Consider the following 20,395-nt stretch of genomic DNA (forward strand, 5'->3'; position numbering starts at 1 on the left):
ACCGGCGCGCCTATCCGCCCTGCCCAGCCGGTGGTCGATTCCCGCCGCGGTGTCGACGGCAATGGCAGGCGCAAAAAAACCGGCCCGATGAGGCCGGTTTCCATTGCGCCCATGCTCAGGCAGCGCGGTAGACGAGACAGCCGTCGAGCAGGAATTCACCCGGCGCGACCCGGTCCCCCAGCTCGACGCGTTCGAAATTGAGCTGCGCGCCGTCGACGACGACCCAGGCCGGAATCGGTTTGTCGCCGTAGCGGCCAACCAGCTCATCGGCACGCTGGACATTGCGGTGTTCGATCCGTGCCGCAGGTAGCGGCTCCGGCGCCTCGTCGGCGCTCGTCTGCATCCTTGGCTCGGGGGCCGAGGACGGATTCAGCTCGCCGGCCTGCGTGGGCAGGTTGCGCAGATACAGGCCGAACGCCCACGACGGGATGATCACGCGGCGCACGCGCTTGGTGTTGTCGACGACACAGGCGATCCCGAACGAGTCGCCGCATTTCGGGCAACGCGCGGTCGCGGCGATCGCCAGATGGTCTTCGACCAGCCTGGCAGCGCCTTCCATGTCACGCGCCTGCAGCATATTGCCGCAGCGCACGCAGGGCTTGGAGAATTGCTTGACCTGCTCGCCGTTGCGAAAGCGCACCGGGAGCAGTTCATCGAGTTTTCGTTTCGGCAACATGGTTGGACCCGTTACATCGTCGCCAGACGGCATTCGACGGTCAGTTCAAGAAAGTCGATCGCCAGCCTTTGCAGTTTGACCGCCGATCCGGCCGGCAATTCCGGCAGGCCCGGCACGCGCATCACCAGCGGCAGACCATCGATACGAACGAGGTTTTCCTTGATCAGCGTCGCGCTCAATTCGGTCAGCTGCTCCTGTTCAAGGTAGCGCAGGCACCAGTAGCGTTCCATCTTGTCCTGGAATTCGCTGTACGCAGCGTACGCCGTATCGAAGGCGCCGATGGCGCCGAAGAGCTCGGCATCGTTCTTGGCAAAGCGCGGCGACGTACCGCGGATCATCGCGACGATCTGCGTCTGGTTGACGAAGTCGACCGCGCGGCGCAGCGGCGAGCTCGACCAGGCATAGCATTCGACACCAAGGCCGACGTGCGGGCCGAACTGCGTCGTCATGCGCACCCGGCCCTGCCCCTGCACGCGGTAGATCGCGGCGATCTCGGCCTTGTGCAGATCCATGCCCCAGGTGCTGTTGACGAAAATCATCATCTCGGCAACGAGCTTGTCCATCGGCGAGCCGCGTTTGCGCGGCAGGATGCGGACCTTTTTCGTGCCGTCATCCAGCTTGTCGACATAGAAGCTGTAATCGAGGCGCACCGGCGCGTTCGGATCCTCGGCGCGACCGCGGCGCGCTTCCAGCGCATTGGCCAGCTGCCAGAGGAAGTTCAGCTCGCGCTTGTACGGGTAGTCGCCGCCATCCTTGCCGGCGGTATCCTCGTTGAAATGCGTTTCGATCTGGTCGTGGCGCAGGTTGGCGGCGATCGGCACACGCTCGACGATCGAGCGGTGGCCGACGACGTCGAAGCCCGGGGTGATCTCGACATACATGCTCACCGCCGGCCGGGCGCTGCCGGTTTCCAGCGTGAACACATTGACCGCCGAGTCGGGCAGCATGGTGATCTTGTCGCCGGGGAAATACACCGTCGACAGCCGTTCGAACACCTGTGCGTCGAGCGGGCTGGCGGGCGCAATGCCGAGCACCGGCGCGGCGATATGGATGCCGACCTGCCAGTTGCCGTTGGCGAGCGACTTGATGCTGAAGGCGTCGTCGATTTCGGTCGTGGTGACGTCGTCGATCGAGAACGCTTCGACATCGGCGACCGGCAGATCGTCGGGCGCGGCAATCGCCGCATCGCTGACGCCGTCACGGCCCCTGGCGAAGTATTCGAGCTCGAAGCCATCGAGGAAATACTGCTCGATGTCGTCGATCGCGCCGATGCGTTCCAGCAGCCGCAGCACGCTGGTCTGCTGGGCGTCGGCCGCCGCGGCGAGCGCCTTGTATTCAAGGCCGTTCTTGTCGGGGCGATGGATCAAGCGCTTCAGCCCGGCACGGAACGACTCGGGCAGGCTGCCGGCTTCCAGCTCGGCCTGCCACGCAGCCATCTGCTCGGCTTCGCGCTTCTTGCGCTCGATGCCGGCCAGTGCCGCCTTGACGTTCTCTTCCGGCGCGGCCTTGTAGCGGCCGCGGCCCTTCTTGTAGAAGTACATCGGCGCTTGCGCGATACGGATCAGCGCCGCTGCCTGCTGCTGCGGCGTCGGGCCGCTGCCGAAATACTCGGCGGCGATGTCCTCGAAACCGAATTCGTCGGCGCCGCAGACTTCCCAGAGGAAATCGACGTCAATCTCGGTCGCCAGCGCCTCGGCCTCGGCCAGCAGGCTGGCCGGATCGGGCCGCTCGAACTTCAGCAGCACATTGGCCGCCTTGATCTTGCTGCGCTTGCCGCGCACGTCCTCGATCATGAAGCTGGCGGCCTGCGCCTCCTTCACCGTGGCGACCTTGAAGCCGCCATCTTCGTCATAAAAAACGTGCATACACCGCGCAGCCCGGACAAAACCGGCGATTATACAGCAGCGGCTTTGCCGGGCAGCGGCGAAAACGTCGTCAAATCAAGGCCCGGACCAGCGGTCGGCGCCGGTTGCCTGCGGCATACGCAGCCGCCAAGCCTGTTCCGGCCTGCCCGCACACCGCGCGTGAACGCACGTGAAAAACCCGCCGGGCGGCGGGTCTGGTGGCGGGCGGCGTGGCAACGCTTACTTGATGATCTCGACCAGCTTGACGTCGATGTCCTCGAAACCGGTGAGCTTGCTGCGGTCGACCTTGCCCGACAGGCGCACTTTCATCTGCGGCGTGATGTCCTGCGCCGGCCACTTGTCGTGGTCGATCTCGACCTTGATCGTGCCGGTGTTGTCGCGGAACTCGTATTGGTCGCCCTTGATCTGCTTGACGATAAAGCCCTCGAGCACGACCGGCACGTCATCGGCGGCCTTGGCCGCGTCGGCGACGGTCGTCATCAGCGGCGCACTATTCGGGCCGACGAAGGCGGCAGCGGCCAAACCGGTGCTCAGTGCCAGCACGCTGGCGAGGATGATCTTTTTCATGGTTTCTCCTTGTTATTCGAACCGGAATTACCCGGTTCGAGTGCTCAGTGCGCGTCCCGGTTCCTGCAACTATTCACGACGCTACGACGCCTGCCGCAGCGTCACCAGCTCCTCGGCGGCGCTCGGGTGCAGCGCCATCGTCATGTCGAACTGCGCCTTGGTCACGCCGGCGGTCATCGCCACGCCGGCGAGCTGGATCATCTCGGCCGCGGCATCACCGAGCACGTGGACACCGACGATGCGGTCGGTCGCGCCGTCGACCAGCAGCTTCATCAGCATCCGGTCTTCGCCACCGCAGAACGCCGAACGCATGGTCCTGAAACCGGTGCGGAATACCTTGAGCTGCGGATAGCGCTCGCGCGCCGCCGCCTCGGGCAGGCCGACGGTGCCGAGCTCGGGGGTCGAGAACACCGCGGTCGGGATCAGCGCGTAATCGATCGGCCGCGGCGCCCCGCCGAACTCGCGGTCGGCGAAAGCATGGCCTTCGCGGATCGCCACCGGCGTCAGATTGACGCGATCGGTCACGTCGCCGACGGCGAAGACCGACGGCACATTGGTCCGCGAAGCGGCGTCGACGACGATGGCGCCGGACGGCGCCAGCGCAACGCCGGCGTTATCGAGTCCGAGACCGCCGGTGTACGGCCGCCGGCCGGTACACAGCATCACCACGTCGGCGTGGGCGACGCTGCCGTCGGACAAGGTCAGCGCCAGCCCGCCCGCTTCGCGGACGATGCGCTTCACCGTCGCACCGAACCGCAGCCCGATGCCGTTGCGGCCGTAGGCGTTCGCCAGTTCGTCGGCGAGTTCGGTGTCGAAGCCGCGCAAGAGCCGATCGCCACGATGAACCAGTGTCGTCTCGGCGCCGAGACCGGCGAAGATGCCGGCGAATTCGACCGCGATATAGCCGCCACCGACGATGACGATGCGCCGCGGCAGCTCGCTCAGGTGAAAGGCTTCGTCCGAGGTGATCGCCAGCTCCTGGCCTTCGAACGCCGGACCACGGTAGGGCCGGCCACCGGTCGCGATCAGGATCTTGCCGGCACGGATGCGCTGGCCGTCGGCGAGCCGCAAGGTGTGCGCGTCGTCGAGCACCGCGCGCTGCGCGTGGATGGCGACGCCGGCCTTGTCGAGATTGTTCCGGTACGCCGATTCGAGCCGCGCGATTTCCTTATCCTTGTTGGCGATCAGCGTCGCCCAGTCGAACGGCGTCTCGCCGACCTGCCAGCCGAACGCCGCGGCTTCGTCGAAATCGCCACGGTAGCGGCTGGCGTAAACCAGCAGCTTCTTCGGCACGCAGCCGCGATTGACGCAGGTGCCGCCGAAATTCGCCTCCTCGGCAATCGCCACCCTGGCACCGTGGCCGGCGGCGATCCGCGCCGCGCGTACGCCGCCCGAACCGCCCCCGATCACGAACAGATCGACTTCGTTCATATTTTCTCCCTGATTGATGGTGTCAGCCCTTGAAGCCGACTCTCCGGTGCGACCCGTCGCAGAACGGTTTGTTCGCCGATGCGCCGCAACGGCATAAAGCCGTGCGCGGCCCGTCGCAGGTCTGCTCGTCGCCATTCGCCAGCCGCAGCGTCACCGGCCCGTGCACCAGCAGCGGCCCTTCCGGCTGCAGCTCGATACAGGGAATGTCCGGCTTTGGCGCCCCGGCCGAGTGGCGCTCGTTGACGAGACTCAGCGCGCCCGACGGGCATTCGTTCACCTGCCGGACGATCTCGGCGCTGACCGCCTCAGTGATGCGGATCCACGGCCGGCTGGCCGGATCGAACACCGCCGGCAGGCCGTGGAAGCATCGCTTCGAATGGATGCACTTCTCCGGCTGCCACAGGATGGTGACGTCGCCATTGCTGTAACGCTTGCCTTGTCCGCTCATCTCGCCTCTCCCGGGTGATATTCATCAAATCTAGGCGACGGCAGTGCCGGCAAGCAAAACGGCCCTTGCGGGCCGTTGCGTCATTCACCGAGTTGCGCGAGCAATTCGGCCTGTTGCTCGTTGACGAGCGACTGGGTCAGCTCGTCGAGATCGCCGTCCATGATCGCGTCGAGCTTGTACAGGGTCAGGTTGATCCGGTGGTCGGTCATCCGTCCCTGCGGGAAGTTGTAGGTGCGGATGCGCTCGGAACGGTCGCCCGAGCCGATCAGGCTCTTGCGCTCGGCGGCCTCCTTGGCCTGCACTTCGCGCATTTGCGCGTCCTTGATCCGCGCCGCCAGCACCGCCAGCGCCCGCGCCTTGTTCTTGTGCTGGCTGCGGTCGTCCTGGCATTCGACGACGATGCCGGTCGGCAGGTGGATCACCCGCACCGCCGAATCGGTCTTGTTGATGTGCTGACCGCCCGCCCCACTCGCACGAAACGTATCGATGCGCAGATCGGCCGGATTGATGTCGACCTCGCCGACCTCGTCGGCTTCGGGCATCACCGCGACGGTGCACGCACTGGTATGGATGCGGCCCTGGGTCTCGGTCGCCGGCACGCGCTGGACGCGATGGCCGCCCGACTCGAACTTCAACCGCGAATACGCACCGAAGCCGACGATGCGTGCGATCACCTCCTTGTAACCGCCCAGATCCGATTCGCTGGCCGAGACGATCTCGACCTGCCAGCGCTGGCGTTCGGCGTAGCGCGTGTACATCCGGAACAGGTCGGCGGCGAACAGCGCCGATTCGTCGCCACCGGTGCCGGCGCGGATTTCGAGGAAGAGGTTGCGCTCGTCGTTCGGGTCCTTGGGCAGCAAGGCTTTCTGCAGCTCGACTTCCAGCTCGGCGATGCGCGCGCGGCCGGCGGTGATTTCCTCCTCGGCCATTTCCTTCATGTCCGGGTCGGACAGCATCTCCTCGGCGGCGGAGATATCGGCCTCGGTGGCGCGGAAGGCGTTGAACAACGCGACCACCGGTTCGAGCTCGGCGTGTTCGCGCGTCAGCTTGCGGTAGCGGTCCATGTCGCGCGTTGCGTCTTCGGATGCAAGCAGCGCCCCCACTTCTTCAAGCCGGTCGGACAATTGCGAGAGTTTGGTCTGGATCGACGGTTTCATGTCTGGTCGGGTAGGCGGAACAGCCGCCGCGTACAGGCGGCCAGCGGTTCCTGGTCTTGGGGGGATGCCGCGTTCAGGCTGGCGAGCGGCGCGTGCAACAATTTGGCCGCAACCTGCTCGGCAAGCCGTTCGAGCACGTCGTCGACATCGTCGCCGGCGGCAAGGCGTTTCTTCGCCCGCGTCAGTTCGTTGCGCGCGATCCGGTCGGCGTGGTCCTTCAGCTCGCGGATCGTCGGCACCAGCGCACGCGTCGCCTGCCACTGCTTGAACGCGGCGACGCCTTCGGCGACGAGCGCTTCGGCGGCGTCGACTTCGGACTCGCGATTGGCGAGGCCCTGACGGACGACTTCGGACAGGTCGTCGACGGTGTACAGATAGGCATCGGCCAGATCGCCGACCTCGGCTTCGACGTCGCGCGGTACCGCAAGGTCGACGAAGAAGATCGGTTTGCGCTTGCGCGCCTTCAGCGCCCGCTCGACCATGCCCTTGCCGATCAGCGGCAAGGGTGCGGCGGTCGAGCTGACGACGATGTCGAATTCGGCCAGGCGCGCGGCGATGTCGGTCAGCAGCATCGCTTCGCCAGCGTATTGTGCCGCCAGCGTTTCGCCGCGTTCGAGCGTGCGGTTGGCGATGACGATGCCGCGCGGCTTGTGCGCGGCGAAATGCGCGGCGCACAGCTCGATCATCTCGCCGGCACCGACGAACAGCACCTTGCATTCGGACACGCTGGTGTAGATCCGCTCGGCCAGCCGGACCGACGCCGCGGCCATCGACACCGACGACGCGCCGATCTTGGTTTCGGTGCGCACGTCCTTGGCGACCTGGAAGGCACGCTGGAACAGGCCGTTGAGCAATACGCCAAGGCTGCCGGCGCTGCGCGCGGCGCGTTCGGCATCCTTCAACTGGCCGAGGATCTGCGTTTCGCCGACGACCATCGAATCCAGACCACAGGCGACACGGAAGGCGTGGCGCACGGCGGCGTCGTGCTCGTAGCGGTACAGATGGCCGACGATGTCGTCGACGCTGCGGCCACGGCTGGCGGCCAGCCAGCCGAGCACCGCGTCGACGTCGCGCGCATTGCAATAGAGCTCGGTCCGGTTACAGGTCGAGACGATCGCGGCTTCCTGCACGCCGCGCACCTGCGTCAGCTCGGCCAGCGCCTTGGGCAGCTCGGCATCGCCAAAGGCGAGCCGCTCGCGCACGGCCAGCGGGGCGGTCTGATGATTGAGTCCAAGGACAAGCAGGTTCATTGCGGGGCGTACGGATCGCGCAGATGCAAACCGCGTATTTTAACCCGCCGCCTCCCGCGCGTCTTGCCTGCAGGGAACATTGCCAAATCGCAACGGAAGGCGGCCAGTCGTCGCGGCCCAGCGGCGGGCAAGGCCGGACGCCCTAGGATCGCCGCCAGCCCCCTGCGAGTAAGCGCACCCATGAAAGAAACCTTACGTCTACTGTTAATTTATCCGCACCTGATTGCCTGCTGCGTCGCCATCGGCGCCACGGTGCTGGCCGACCTGAAAATCATGGGTCAGCGCACCGGCCCCGGCGATCGCGCCCTGTTGCAGCTGGTCAGCCGGGTCGTGCTGATCGCGCTCGGAGTGCTGTGGTGCACCGGGCTCTCCATCATCGTGCTCGATTTCGGTCACTGGCCGGCCTGGGCCGAGCTGATCGCCAGACCCAAGCTGATCAGCAAGCTCATCGTCGTCTCGGTATTAACGCTGAACGGCGCCGCGCTGCACCACTATGCCCTGCCGCGCCTGCTGCCGGCCTCCCGCGATCAGGCCTTGCTATGCCGGACGCAGCGGCTGCGCCTCGCGTGCATCGGCGGTGTTTCGGCGGCGTCATGGGCGTTTGCCGCCTTCCTCGGCATCGCCCGGCCGCTCGCCGGCAAGCTCAGCACCGCCGGCTTTCTCGGCCTGTATCTGGCGGCGCTGATCGTGGCACTGGCCGTCGGTCTGGCTTCGGCGCCGCGTCTGCGCGCGCTGCCGTTCTGAGCACTCAGAAGCCGAGCAGCCGTGCGCCCTGGTAGAACACGAAGGACAGCGTCCACGCCAGCAGCAAGGACCAGACGACCGAGAACGCCGTGAAGCCGGTGCTTCTGGATTCCTTCTTCATCGCCGCGATGGTCGCGACGCACGGCACATAGGTCAGCGCAAACAGCATGAAGCTGTACGCCGACACCGGGTCGAGCGTCTGCGCCAGATGCGTCGCCAGCTGTGCGCCATCGGCGCCGACGATCACCGCCAGCGCGCCGAGCACGACTTCCTTGGCGACGAAGCCGAACAAGAGCGCGATCGACAGCTCGGCCTGGATGCCGATCGGCGACAGCAGCGGCTGGAAGAAATCGGCGATCACCGCGGCGTAACTGTGCTGCGGGTTCGGGTAGTTGGTCAGCAGCCACACCGCGACGACACCGACCACGATCATCGTCGTCGCCAGCTTGAGGAAGGACTTGCACTCATTCCAGCCGCGGAACACCACGTGCCTGAACACCGGCAGCCGGTACGGCGGCAATTCGAGCGCGAACGGCTCGCGCGATGCGAAGCGCTTGCGGAACAGCAAGGCGGTGCCGAGCGCGATAAAGATGCTGGCGAAGTACAGCGACAGCAGCACCCATGGCGCCTGACTCGGGCCGAACAGCGCGCCGGCAAAGAACAGAAAGATCTGCAGCCGCGCCGAGCACAGCGAGAACGGAATCGTCAGCATCGTCAAGAGCCTGGCCTTGTGGTCGCGGATCACCCGCGTGCCCATCAGTGCCGGCACATTGCAGCCGAAGCCCATCATCAGCATCACGAAACCGCGGCCATCGAGGCCGACGCGCGCCATGATGCCGTCCATCATGAAGGCGGCGCGGGCGAAGTAGCCCGAATCCTCGATCACCGCCATCAGGCAGAAGAACACGAAAATCAGCGGCGCGAACGTCAGCACCGTGGTCACGCCGTCCCAGACACCGCTGACGATCAACCCGGACAGGAAGTCGGGCAGTCCACTAGTCAGCGGCAGCAGCCATGCGTCCTTGATGCTGCCGAGCAGCGCCTCGCAAGCATCCTGCAGCGGCGTGCCGATCGCGTAGGTCAGCTGGAACAGCAGCGCCATCATCAGCACGAACAGCGGCAGACCGGCGAGCGGATGCAGCAGCCAGCTGTCGAGCTTCTGGGTCGGCCCCGGCGGCAGCGTGGCCGGCCGGCGCACCGCGCGCAGGTACAAGGCCGATTCGGCGTCGCGGCTGGCGTCGGCCGGTTTGAGCCGGGCGAATTCGAGCCGCAACGGCGGCTGATTCAAGCCATTCGCCAGCAGGGCCTTGAGTCCATCGATACCGTGACCGTATTTGGCGCTGATTTTCAGCACCGGGCTGCCGAGCGTTTCGCTCAGCGCATCGGTATCGATGTCGAAACCGCCACGCTTGGCTTCGTCGGCCATATTCAGCGCGACGATCAAGCGCGCGCCGACCGATTTGAGCTGCAGCGCCAGCGCCAGTTGCCGGTCGAGCTGGGTCGCGTTGAGCACCAGCAGCACCGCGTCGAGCTCGGTCTCGGCCAGAAAGCGCTGCGCGACCTGCTCGTCCTCGGCGCCGCCGGACAGATCGTAGATCCCCGGCAGGTCAACGAGCTGGACCATATTGCCGCCGAGCAGCACGCGGTGACTGGCGAGTTCGACCGTCAGCCCCGGCCAGTTGGCGACGCGGGCATTGCCGCCGGTGATGCGGTTGAACAGCGTCGACTTGCCGGTGTTCGGCATCCCGACCAGGGCAACGCGCTTCATGTGGCCGCCCTCGCCACGCATGACGGCGCGGTGGCGGCAACCGGCTGCGCGACCAACTCGATCAGCGCGGCCTCGGACCGGCGCAGCATGAATTCGGTGCCGCCGACCTTCAGTTGCAGCGGCCCGCCAAGCCAGCCGCGGCGAATCACTTCGACCTCGCGTCCGGGGCGCAGGCCGAGTGCCGCCAGCCGCTGAGCCAGCTCGGCCGACGTCCCGACCGTCCGCACGCGGGCCGGCTGTTGAGTCTGTAATTGGGCGAGATTCAGGGCCACGGCTTGCCTCGGTATGCGAAAGGAGAATGATTTCGAATTATCCGTGCGAGCCCAAGGCGCCCGTTGACGCCCATCAACTTTCGCCCTGCCACTTTTCACCTTGGCGCTGGCCGCGGCGGCAACACACCGTCACAGTCGCGCCGCACGAATCGCATAAAATGCGCCCCGAAAGCCCCCACGCCAATTCCGCCCATGCCTGCTCTCACACTGATCGTCGCGCTCGTGCTCGTTCTCGCCGCCACCCGCCTGGGCGGTGCGCTCGCGCGCGGCTGCGGCCAGCCGGCGGTGATCGGTGAAATCGCCGCCGGGCTGCTGCTCGGACCGACGCTGCTGACCGGCGCCATGCCGGCACTCGGCACGCTGGCGTTCACGCCGGCAGCGATCGCAACGATAGGCAAGATCGGCGACGTCGGTGCCGTGCTGTTCCTGTTCCTGCTCGGCGCCGAGTTCGACCTCGCCAGCTTGCGGCAGCGCCCGCGTGCGGTGCTGCTGGCGAGCAAGATCGGCATGGCCCTGCCGGTCGCACTGGGCGGGCTGGCGGCCTGGGCCGCATCGTCCTGGCTCGCCGCACCGCTGCCGCCGATGTCGCTGGCCTTCATTGCGCTCGCCTGCGGCATGACCGCGCTGCCGGTGCTGGCGCGCATCGTCACCGAACGCGGTCTGGCCGGCAGCGTCATCGGCAATCAGGCGATCGCCTGCGCCGTACTGACCGACGCGCTGAGCTGGGCGCTGCTCGCGGCGCTGGTGTTTGTCTGGCTGCCGCAGCACGGTGGCCATGGCCCGATGCAGTTCGTCGTTGCCGCCGCCTACCTCGCCCTGCTGGCCGGCCCGCTGCGACGCCGGCTCGCCGCCCTCGCCACGGCGCTGGCAGCCGGGCGGCGGATTGCACAGGCCGAGGTGCTGCTCTATGTCGCCGCATCGGCCGCGACCAGTGCCTGGCTGGGTCTGCACGCACTGCTCGGTGCTTTCGCCATCGGTCTGCTGCTGCCCCGCAATCCACAATTGGTTGTAGGATTGCAACAGTTTCTGTCGCCGCTGTGCCGCTGGCTCTTGCCGTGCTTTTTCGCGGCCATCGGCCTGTCGACCGACCTCGGCGCGCTGCTCGCCGGCGGCCTCTGGTGGCTGGCGGTGCTGATGACCGCGGTCGCCGTCATCGGCAAGGTCGGTGGTTGCCTGCTCGCCGGCGCATTGGCGCGGATGCCGCGCCACGACGCATGGATGCTCGGCATCCTGATGAATACGCGCGGGATGATGGAACTGGTCGTCCTCAATCTGGGACGCCAGCTCGGTCTGATCGCCGAGCCGTATTTCTCGGCCATGCTGCTGATGGCCATTGCCACGACGGTCATGACGTCGCCATGGCTGCGGGCCATCGAACAAAAAGACAGCTTATTGAAAGCATAACCGCGCCGTTTTCCGCTTGGATGCGCGTTGAGTCGCATTGTTGCGGCGCGATACCATTGTAATCTTCAACTTTGCTTACGAACGTTATGTCCACTACGCCGACTCCCGCACTGCACTTCAGCCTGAGGCAGTGGTCGGCATGGGCGCCGGGGCTGGAAACGCGCGCGGATTGGGCCAACTGGGACGGTACGCTGCCGTGCGGCGACGCGGCCCCCAAGGTCGAAGCGATGCCGGCCATGTTGCGCCGGCGCGCCGACCGGCTCGGCAAGATGACGCTCGAAGCGCTTTACGCGCCCGAAATCGCCTATCACGGTCAAGCGCTGATCCATGCCAGCCGGCATGGCGAGGCCACGCGTACCGTGCCGCTGCTGCAGGCGCTCGCCCACGAGGGCGCCGTGTCGCCACAGGCGTTCAGCATGGCCGTCCACAACGCAACCGCCGGCCTGTTCACCATTGCTACCCGGACGCATGCGCCGGTTTCGGCGATCGCCGCCGGCCGCGAGACGGCGCTGGCGGGGCTGATCGAAGCCTGTAGCCAGCTGGCCGACGGCGCCGCTTCGGTGCTGCTGTGCTACAGCGACGAGCCGTTGCCGAGCCTCTACACCCGCTACGCCGATACGGCCGAAGCGCCGTTCGCGCTGGTACTCGATCTGGTCGCCGGCGACGACTTCGCGCTGAGCACCGGCGCCGCCAATGCGCAGGACACCACGCCGCTCGCCCTGCTGCACTTCCTGCTCGGCTCAACCGCCACCCTGCCGCTGAGCCGGCGCGGCGGCTGGCAGATCGTCCGGAGCGCGGCGTGAACGCGCTCAACCGCGTGTGGCGCATCGGCGCCACCGGTTTCTGCTTTGCGGTATTCGGCCTCGGCGGCCTAGTCATCCTGTGCCTGCTGCTGCCGCTGCTGCAGCTGCTGCCGGGCAAGACGCGCCGGCTGCATGCCGCCAAGAACACGCTGCACTACGGCATGCGGCTTTTCTCCGGCCTGATGGCGCTGGTCGGCGTGATCAGCTACGAGGTCCGCGGTGCAGAAAAGCTGCGCCGCAACGGCCTGTTCGTGCTCGCCAATCACCCGTCGCTGATCGATGTCGTGCTGCTGATGTCGCTGGTCCGGCGTCCCGATTGCGTCGTCAAGGCCGCGCTGTGGGACAATCCCTTTACCTGCGGACCGGTGCGTTTTGCCGGTTTCATCAGCAACGCCAGCGGTCCCGGCGTCGTCGACGACTGCGTTGCCTCGGTGCGTGCCGGCAACAACCTGATCGTGTTTCCTGAAGGGACACGCAGCGTGCCGGGCCAGCCGCTCGTATTGCAACGCGGCGCCGCCAACATCGCGGTGCGCGGCCCGCTGGCGATCACGCCGGTCAGCATCTCGGTCTCCGAGCCGATGCTGACCAAGGGCAGCAAGTGGTACCGTGTGCCGCAACGCAAACCGCATTTCATCCTGACGGTGCACGACGACGTGCACCCGGACCAGCTGTTCGACCAGGAGCCCGCGCTCGCCGCGCGCCGGCTCACCGACTGGTTGACGCAGTTCTTTACCCGGAGCTAATTCCAGTTATGCACGAGCCCTGCATGTCCGACCTGGTTACTGAAATCAAGGCGCTCATCATCGAGAGCCTCAACCTCGAAGACCTGACCCCGGCCGACATCGACACCGATGCGCCGCTGTTCGTCGACGGTCTCGGCCTCGACTCGATCGACGCGCTCGAACTCGGCGTCGCGCTGCAAAAGCGCTACGGCCTGTCGCTGTCGGCCGAATCCGAGGAAACCCGCAAGCATTTCGGCTCGGTCGCGAGCCTCGCCGCCTTCGTCGCGGCCAACCGCAGCAAGTAAGGCACACCCATGGACAAGCAGGAAATCTACGACTGGATCGCCAAAACGCTCGAAGAGACCTTCGAGATCGAAGCATCGCGCATCTCGCGCGACGCGCGGCTGTACGACGACCTCGACATCGACAGCATCGACGCCGTCGACCTGATCGTGAAGCTGCAGAAACACACCGGCAAGCGGATGCAGCCCGACGCCTTCAAGAGCGTCCGTACCGTCGGCGACGTCGTCGACGCCGTGCACGCACTGCTCGACGCGTAATGAACCGGGTGTTCGGCATCGCCGCCGGCGTGGCGCTGCCGCTGCTGTTCTGGCTGTGCCAGTGGCAAGGCTGGCCGTTCTGGATTGCCGGCCTCGTGCTGCTGCCGCTGGCCTTTGCCGGGCTGGGCCGCTCGGGGCTGATCGGCCCGCGCATGACGCGCTGGCTCGGGCTCGTCGCCGCCTTGCTCGGCGTCGCCGCGCTGGTGTCGCGCTCGGCGCTGCCGCTGACCTTTTACCCGGTGCTCGTCAACGCCGTGCTGTTCGCCGTGTTCGCCACCAGCCTCGTCAAACCACCGCCCATCATCGAGCGGCTGGCGCGGCTGACCACGCCCGATCTCCCGCCCGAAGGCGTCGCCTACACGCGCCGCGTCACCCAGGTCTGGGCGGCGTTCTTCGTCCTTAATGGCAGCATCGCGCTGTGGACGACGACGCAGCCGCAAGCCACCTGGGCACTGTACAACGGCCTGATCGCCTATGTGCTGATCGGCACGCTCGGCGCCAGCGAGTATCTGGTCCGCCGCATCGCCATGCACCGTAATGGAAGCCGCAATGCCTGATTCATGGCCGATTTCCGACCATCAGGTCGTCGCCTGGCGCGGCAATGTGCCGATTTCGCGCGCCACGCTGCTCGCCGACATCGATGCCGCGACGCGCGCACTCGTCCAGCTCGATTCAAGCGGTGTCGCGCTCTTCGACACCGACAGCTATCGCTTTGCCGTCTGGCTGCTCGCCGCGTGGCGCGCCGGCCTCGCCGTCACCGTTCCGGGCGACACGCTGCCGGCCACGCACGCGGCGCTGCCACTGCCATGGGTCGGCAACACGCCCGGATCGGCGCTGAGCAACTGGGCCGACGCCCCCGCCAGCGCCGGCACGCCCTCGCGCGGCACGCCGTCGCTGCAGGTGTTCACCTCGGGCTCGACCGGCGCGCCCTGCGCGATCGCCAAAACGGTCGCCCAGCTGCGCAATGAAACCGATGCGCTCGAAGCGGCATTCGGCGCGGCCATGCCGCGCGATGCACGCATCGTCGCGACCGTGCCGCACCAGCACCTCTACGGCCTGCTGTTCCGCGTGCTGTGGCCACTGGCCGCCGGCCGCGCCTTCGATTGCGACACGCTCGCCTATCCCGAATCGCTGTGGTCGCTGCCGGCCGACCAGGCGCAAGTGCTGGTCGCCAGCCCGGCCATCCTCAAACGCATTGCAACCGTGCCCGGCCGTGGCCCCGTCGCCGCGCGTTTCGACGCGGTGTTTTCGTCGGGCGGGCCGCTGCCGGCGGACGCCAGCCGCGCTGCGCGAGCCTTGCTTAAACAGCGCATCACCGAGGTCTACGGCAGCTCCGAAACCGGCGGCATCGCCCACCGTCACGATCCGCAAGACGCATGGACACCGCAACCGGGCGTCGAACTGGCGCTCGACGACGACGGCCTGCTGCAGGTGCGCTCGCCGTTTCTCGCCTCGGCCGGCTGGCTGGCCACCCAGGACCGCGCCGCGCTCGCCGACGGCCGGCTGACCTTGCTCGGCCGCACCGACCGCATCGTCAAGGTCGAGGAAAAACGCGTCTCGCTGAGCCGGATCGAACAGCTGCTCGCCGCTACCGATGACGTTGACACGGTACGAGCCCTGCTGCTGAGCCGACAGCGCGACGAAGTCGCCGCCGTCGTCGTCCTGAGCGCGGCCGGACGCCAGCGGCTGGCACGGGACGGCAAGGCGCCGCTGGACAAACGCCTGCGCGATGCGCTCGCCGGCGACATCGAACGCATCGGCCTGCCGCGCCGCTGGCGCTATGTCGATGCGCTGCCGCAGAACGAGATGGGCAAGACGCCCGAATCGCTGCTCGCCGCCCTGTTCGACACGCCACGGCCGACCGAACCCGAGATCGTCGCCGAAAGCAGCGATGCACAGAGCGTCGCACTGACGCTGGCGATCAGCGCGCAGCTGGCACATTTCGACGGCCATTTCGACCAGACCCCGGTCTTGCCCGGCGTCGCGCAAATCGACTGGGCGGTCCGCTACGGCCGCGCACGCTTCGGCATCAACGGCGATTTCGCCGGCATGCGGCAGCTGAAATTCCAGCGCATCATCCAGCCCGGCATGATCGTCACGCTGACGCTGGCGTGGGCCGCCGACAAGCGCCAGCTGAGCTTCGCCTACGCGTCCGGCGCCGGCGCGCATTCGAGCGGCAAGATCATTTTCGGCGGAGACGCCGGATGAAATGCATTGCAGTGATTCCGGTCTACAACCACGGCCACGCGATCGGCGCCGTCGTCGACGCGCTGCGCGCGCACGCGCTGCCGGTGCTGCTGGTCGATGACGGCAGCGAGGCGGGCTGCGCGGCGGTGCTCGATGCGCTCGCGATCCGGGACGGCGTGACGCTGCTGCGCCACGACCACAATCAGGGCAAGGGCGTGGCCTGCGTCAGCGGATTCCGCCAGGCGGCGGCGCTCGGTTACAGCCACGCGCTGCAGATCGACGCCGACGGCCAGCACGATACGGCCGATGTGCCGCGCTTCCTCGCCGCGATGAACACCCGCCCCGACGCGGTGATCGCCGGCTGCCCGATCTACGACGACTCGGTCCCCAAAGGCCGGCTCTACGGCCGTTACGCGACCCATGTCTGGGTGTGGATCAACACGCTGAGCCTGCGCATCACCGATTCGATGTGCGGCTACCGGATCTACCCGCTGGCGCCGACGCTGCCGGTGCTCGACGCAATGCCGCAGGCCAAGCGGATGGATTTCGATCCCGAGGTGCTGGTCCGGCTCGACTGGGCCGGTGTGCCCGTCGTCAACCTGCCGACCAAGGTGCGCTATCCGGCCGATGGCGTCTCGCACTTCGACTACTGGCGCGACAATGTGCGGATCAGCAAGATGCACACGCGACTCTTCTTCGGCATGTTGTGGCGCGCGCCGCGATTGCTGGCGCGACATCTGGGGGCGCAGCGATGAGCCGTGCGCCGGACAGTCACTGGGCGTCGATCGGCGAGGCCGGCTTTGTCGGCGGCATCCGGCTGCTCGTCGGCATCTACAAGCTGTTCGGCCGCTGGCCGTTCCGGCTGGTGCTGTATCCGATCCTGAGCTGGTACGTGCTGAGCCACCGCGTTGCCCGCACCGCGTCGTGCGACTATCTGGCCCGGCTGCATGCGTTCAGCGGCGGCAGCACGCCGGCGCCGAATCTGGCCAATGTGCTGCGCCACTTCGCCGCCTTTGCCGAAACCGTGCTCGACAAGCTGCTGGTCTGGCGCGGCGACCTCGACGACACCGAAATCCGCCGCGAAGGCAGCGACATCCTGCAGGCGGCGATCGACGCCGGTGGCGGCGGCGTGATCATGACCGCGCACATCGGCAATTTCGAAATGCTCCGCAAGCTCGGCGAGACGCGCCGCGGCATCCGCCTCAACATCCTGGTGCATACCAAGCACGCCGAACGCTTCAACCGCTTGCTGCGCGAAACGCATCCCGAAGCGCATATCCGGCTGATCCAGGTCACCGAGATCAGCGCCGCCACCGCCGTACTGCTGGCCGAGCGCGTCGAAGCCGGCGAATTCGTCGTCATCGCCGGCGACCGCGTGCCGGTGTCGCAGCGCCCCGATACCCTCGGCGTGCCCTTCCTCGGCGCGCCGGCGCCGTTCCCGGTCGGCCCCTATGTGCTTGCGGCCATCCTCAAATGCCCGCTGATCGCGCTGGTTTCCAGCCGCCGGCGCGACCATTTCCATATCACCGTGCGCCTGCTGGCCGAGCGCGTCGTGCTGCCGCGCGCCGACCGCCTCGGCGCCATCGCCGCGCTCGCCACCGGCTATGCGGCGCTGCTCGAGGCCGAATGCCGCGCCGCGCCGCTGCAGTGGTTCAACTTCTATCCTTTCTGGTCTCCACAATGACGATGTCCTCCGGCTCGATCCCCTCCGGCGCAAATTCCCCCGCCGCGGTCAATATCGGCGAACGTCGCCTGACCATTGCCGACATCGGCCGGCTCGCACGCCGCGAAGCCACGCCGCGGCTGTCCGATGACGCCGCGTTCACCGGCCGCATCGCCCGCGGCGCGGCCTTTCTCGACAAGCTGCTCGACGACGAGGGCGTGATCTACGGCGTGACCACCGGCTACGGCGATTCATGCACCGTCGCCGTACCGGTGTCGCTGGCGTACGAGCTGCCGCACCATCTGTACACCTACCACGGCTGCGGCTATGGCGACGTGTTCGACGATATGCAGACCCGCGCGATCCTCGCCGCGCGGCTGGCGTCCTTGTCGCAGGGCTACTCGGGCGTCAGCCTTGGCCTGCTCGAACAGCTGGCCGCGCTGCTGCAGCACGACATCCTGCCGCGTATTCCGCAGGAAGGCTCGGTCGGCGCCAGCGGCGATCTGACGCCGCTGTCCTATGTCGCCGCAGTGCTGTGCGGCGAGCGCGAAGCGCGGGTGGGCGGCGAACAGATCCCCGCCTTTGATGCGCTGGCGCGCTTTGGTCTGACGCCGCTGAAGCTGCGGCCGAAGGAAGGCCTGGCGATCATGAACGGCACGGCGGTAATGACCGGGCTGGCCTGCCTCGCGTGGGAACGCGCCGAGTATCTGGCCCGGCTCGCGGCGCGGATCACCGCGCTCGCCGTCGCCGCCAGCGACGGCAATCCGCAGCATTTCGACGAAACACTGTTCGCCGCCAAACCGCACCCGGGCCAGCAGGGCGTCGCCGCCCGGCTGCGCGCCGACCTGGGCGACAACAAGGCCGGCCGCAATGATCACCGCTTGCAGGACCGCTATTCGCTGCGCTGCGCACCGCACGTGATCGGCGTGCTCGACGATGCGCTACCGTTCCTGAAGTCGGTGATCGAGAACGAACTCAACAGCGCCAACGACAATCCGCTGGTCGATCCGGATGGCGAACGCGTACTGCACGGCGGTCATTTCTATGGCGGTCATATTGCCTTCGCGATGGACTCGCTGAAGAACCTCGTCGCCAACATCGCCGACCTGCTCGACCGGCAGATGGCGCTGCTGGTCGATGCCCGTTACAACCACGGCCTGCCGGCCAATCTGTCCGGCGCGACCGGCCCGCGCGCGTCGATCAACCACGGCCTGAAGGCGCTGCAGATCAGCGCATCGGCGTGGACCGCCGAAGCGCTGAAGAACACGATGCCGGCATCGGTGTTCAGCCGCTCGACCGAGTGCCACAACCAGGACAAGGTCAGCATGGGCACCATCGCCGCGCGCGATTGCCTGCGCGTGCTGCAACTGACCGAGCAGGTCACCGCGGCAATGCTGATCACCGTGCGCCAGGGCCTCGCGCTGCGCCGGCAGACGCCGGACGGCGCGATGCCGCTGCAAGCCGGCGCCAACGCTTTTGTGAGCGAACTCGACGACGCCATCGCTTTCATCGGCGAGGATGTCGCGCTCGAACCGACGCTGCGCAGTCTCGTTGACGGCATCCAGCAGCAGCAATGGAAGCTGTATGAGTAATTTCACGCCACAAAACCAGGCGCCGGCGAGCGCCGATCTGACGCGAAGCGCCGAGCGACGCGTACGTTCAAGTACACCGCAGCGACAGGGCGAGCGCGCAGCCAAGCCGCCAAGAGGGACGAGCGTCGAGTGGGTGATCCCCTTCCACGACCTCGACCCGATGGACGTCTGCTGGCACGGCAACTATGTCCGCTACTTCGAATACGCGCGCACCGCATTGCTGCAGGCACTCGATTACGACTACCCGCAGATGCGCGATTCGGGCTACGCCTGGCCGGTGATCGAACTCCATATCCGCTACGCCAGACCGCTGGTTTACCAGCAGCGCATCGAGATCTGCGCCGAAATCGTCGAGTGGGAAAACCGGCTGAAAATCCGCTACGAAATCCGCGACGCCGAGTCCGGCGCGAGATTGACCAAGGGTTATACGGTACAGGTCGCCGTCGAAATCGCGACCCGCGAGATGTGCTTCATGTCGCCGCCGGTCTTGTTCGAAAAACTCGGAGAACCGCTGCCATGCTGAAACGGACTTTCGCACGATTCGCACTGCTCTCGGCGCTGATCCCGGTGCTGGTCCACGCCGCCCCCGGAGACGCGCTGCTCCAGGACGTGCAAAAACGCCTTGTCGACGCGCCGGTGATCCGCGGCGACTTCGTCCAGGAGCGGCAACTCGTCGGCGTGAAGAAGACGCTGACCGCCAACGGTCATTTCGTCGTCGAGAAGAAACGCGGCGTCGTCTGGCACACGGTCAAGCCGTTCGATCAGCGGCTGCAGGTCGCGCGCGACGAGATCGTCCAGAAGGACGGCAAGGAAACGCTGATGAAGCTCACCGCCGACAAGGAGCCGGTCGTGCGCACCGTCGGCGGCGTGCTGTTCTCGCTGTTCTCGGGCGATTTGTCCGGGCTGGCGAAGCACTTCGACGTCAGCGGCAACGCGAAAGGGCCGCGCTGGAATCTGCTGCTGAGCCCGAAAGACGCCAGTATGGCCAAGTTGATCGGCAATCTCAAACTCGCCGGCGACAAGACGATCGAGAGCGTCGAAATGAATGCCGCCAGCGGCGACGTGACCCGCATCCGCATGAGCAAGGTCACCACGGCGACGCAGATGTCGGCCGAGGACGAGGCCGATTTTGACTAAGTCATCTCATTGGGTGGCTGCGCTTGTGCACTGTGCGCCGGTCCGATGCTCGACGTCCCCATGGACCACAGGTCCATTCCGGCGTCTGCGCTTCGGGCAGGCACAAACTGCTTTGGCTGGCTCGCCCACTGACATGACTGCTGAAGCAG

General features: G+C 66.8%; 22 protein-coding genes. 13 read left to right on the plus strand and 9 right to left on the minus strand.

Annotated features, from left to right (window positions below; translation table 11 throughout):
* Positions 1-115: 115 nt before the first annotated feature.
* From R0382_RS02590 to hemA, 7 genes are all read right to left on the minus strand, one after another.
* On the minus strand, positions 116-676 hold the full coding sequence (locus R0382_RS02590) for a hypothetical protein (protein WP_432722047.1): 561 nt from the start codon (positions 674-676) through the stop codon (positions 116-118).
* An 11-nt stretch (positions 677-687) separates the two neighbouring features.
* Positions 688-2,541: a ribonuclease catalytic domain-containing protein gene (locus tag R0382_RS02595; protein WP_432722049.1), complete on the minus strand. Its 1,854-nt coding sequence runs from the start codon at positions 2,539-2,541 to the stop codon at positions 688-690.
* A 219-nt stretch (positions 2,542-2,760) separates the two neighbouring features.
* Positions 2,761-3,108 (minus strand): YgiW/YdeI family stress tolerance OB fold protein, encoded by a 348-nt coding sequence (locus tag R0382_RS02600; RefSeq protein WP_432722050.1) that lies wholly within the window; start codon positions 3,106-3,108, stop codon positions 2,761-2,763.
* Between the two features lie 81 nt (positions 3,109-3,189).
* Entirely contained in the window at positions 3,190-4,539 is a 1,350-nt protein-coding gene (gorA, locus tag R0382_RS02605; RefSeq protein ID WP_432722051.1) for a glutathione-disulfide reductase, read from the minus strand.
* Between the two features lie 22 nt (positions 4,540-4,561).
* A complete protein-coding gene (locus tag R0382_RS02610) occupies positions 4,562-4,987 on the minus strand; it encodes a (4Fe-4S)-binding protein (RefSeq protein ID WP_432722053.1) in 426 nt (141 codons plus the stop codon).
* Positions 4,988-5,067: 80 nt separating this feature from the next.
* On the minus strand, positions 5,068-6,144 hold the full coding sequence (prfA, locus tag R0382_RS02615; RefSeq protein ID WP_432722055.1) for a peptide chain release factor 1: 1,077 nt from the start codon (positions 6,142-6,144) through the stop codon (positions 5,068-5,070).
* Positions 6,141-7,394: a glutamyl-tRNA reductase gene (hemA, locus tag R0382_RS02620; protein ID WP_432722057.1), complete on the minus strand. Its 1,254-nt coding sequence runs from the start codon at positions 7,392-7,394 to the stop codon at positions 6,141-6,143. Before hemA ends, prfA begins: the two co-directional genes overlap by 4 nt.
* 180 nt (positions 7,395-7,574) lie before the next feature.
* Between hemA and R0382_RS02625 the strand changes: the two genes are divergently transcribed.
* On the plus strand, positions 7,575-8,138 hold the full coding sequence (locus R0382_RS02625; protein ID WP_432722059.1) for a hypothetical protein: 564 nt from the start codon (positions 7,575-7,577) through the stop codon (positions 8,136-8,138).
* Between the two features lie 4 nt (positions 8,139-8,142).
* On the opposite strand, the gene feoB is transcribed toward R0382_RS02625, so the two are convergent.
* Complete coding sequence (gene feoB, locus R0382_RS02630; protein ID WP_432722061.1) at positions 8,143-9,906, minus strand: ferrous iron transport protein B; 1,764 nt, start codon at positions 9,904-9,906, stop codon at positions 8,143-8,145.
* Positions 9,903-10,178, minus strand: a complete 276-nt coding sequence (locus R0382_RS02635; RefSeq protein WP_432722063.1) for a FeoA family protein — start codon at positions 10,176-10,178, stop codon at positions 9,903-9,905. The genes feoB and R0382_RS02635 overlap by 4 nt, the downstream gene beginning before the upstream one ends.
* A gap of 192 nt (positions 10,179-10,370) precedes the next feature.
* Here R0382_RS02635 and R0382_RS02640 point away from each other — a divergent pair, with 192 nt between their 5' ends.
* From R0382_RS02640 to R0382_RS02695, 12 genes are all read left to right on the plus strand, one after another.
* The gene (locus R0382_RS02640) at positions 10,371-11,582 is read left to right on the plus strand and encodes a cation:proton antiporter (RefSeq protein ID WP_432722065.1); all 1,212 of its coding nucleotides are present in this window, start codon (positions 10,371-10,373) and stop codon (positions 11,580-11,582) included.
* 86 nt (positions 11,583-11,668) lie between these two features.
* Entirely contained in the window at positions 11,669-12,385 is a 717-nt protein-coding gene (locus R0382_RS02645) for a beta-ketoacyl synthase chain length factor (RefSeq protein WP_432722067.1), read from the plus strand.
* On the plus strand, positions 12,382-13,128 hold the full coding sequence (locus R0382_RS02650) for a lysophospholipid acyltransferase family protein (protein ID WP_432722069.1): 747 nt from the start codon (positions 12,382-12,384) through the stop codon (positions 13,126-13,128). The genes R0382_RS02645 and R0382_RS02650 overlap by 4 nt, the downstream gene beginning before the upstream one ends.
* 23 nt (positions 13,129-13,151) lie before the next feature.
* On the plus strand, positions 13,152-13,412 hold the full coding sequence (locus R0382_RS02655; protein ID WP_432722071.1) for a phosphopantetheine-binding protein: 261 nt from the start codon (positions 13,152-13,154) through the stop codon (positions 13,410-13,412).
* A 9-nt stretch (positions 13,413-13,421) separates the two neighbouring features.
* Positions 13,422-13,667, plus strand: coding sequence for an acyl carrier protein (locus R0382_RS02660; protein WP_432722072.1), 246 nt, complete (start codon positions 13,422-13,424; stop codon positions 13,665-13,667).
* Entirely contained in the window at positions 13,667-14,224 is a 558-nt protein-coding gene (locus tag R0382_RS02665) for a hypothetical protein (RefSeq protein ID WP_432722074.1), read from the plus strand. Before R0382_RS02660 ends, R0382_RS02665 begins: the two co-directional genes overlap by 1 nt.
* Positions 14,217-15,875: an AMP-binding protein gene (locus R0382_RS02670; protein WP_432722076.1), complete on the plus strand. Its 1,659-nt coding sequence runs from the start codon at positions 14,217-14,219 to the stop codon at positions 15,873-15,875. The genes R0382_RS02665 and R0382_RS02670 overlap by 8 nt, the downstream gene beginning before the upstream one ends.
* Positions 15,872-16,609 carry a glycosyltransferase family 2 protein gene (locus R0382_RS02675; protein ID WP_432722078.1) on the plus strand — a complete coding sequence of 246 codons (738 nt, stop codon included), beginning with the start codon at positions 15,872-15,874 and terminating at the stop codon, positions 16,607-16,609. The genes R0382_RS02670 and R0382_RS02675 overlap by 4 nt, the downstream gene beginning before the upstream one ends.
* Positions 16,606-17,538, plus strand: a complete 933-nt coding sequence (locus R0382_RS02680) for an acyltransferase (protein WP_432722080.1) — start codon at positions 16,606-16,608, stop codon at positions 17,536-17,538. Before R0382_RS02675 ends, R0382_RS02680 begins: the two co-directional genes overlap by 4 nt.
* Positions 17,535-19,109, plus strand: a complete 1,575-nt coding sequence (locus tag R0382_RS02685) for an HAL/PAL/TAL family ammonia-lyase (protein WP_432722081.1) — start codon at positions 17,535-17,537, stop codon at positions 19,107-19,109. Before R0382_RS02680 ends, R0382_RS02685 begins: the two co-directional genes overlap by 4 nt.
* Entirely contained in the window at positions 19,102-19,632 is a 531-nt protein-coding gene (locus tag R0382_RS02690; protein WP_432722083.1) for an acyl-CoA thioesterase, read from the plus strand. Before R0382_RS02685 ends, R0382_RS02690 begins: the two co-directional genes overlap by 8 nt.
* A complete protein-coding gene (locus R0382_RS02695) occupies positions 19,626-20,246 on the plus strand; it encodes a LolA family protein (protein WP_432722085.1) in 621 nt (206 codons plus the stop codon). The genes R0382_RS02690 and R0382_RS02695 overlap by 7 nt, the downstream gene beginning before the upstream one ends.
* Positions 20,247-20,395: the final 149 nt, after the last annotated feature.

Source organism: Jeongeupia wiesaeckerbachi, assembly GCF_050916355.1.
In the GTDB taxonomy this organism is placed as follows: domain Bacteria; phylum Pseudomonadota; class Gammaproteobacteria; order Burkholderiales; family Chitinibacteraceae; genus Jeongeupia; species Jeongeupia wiesaeckerbachi.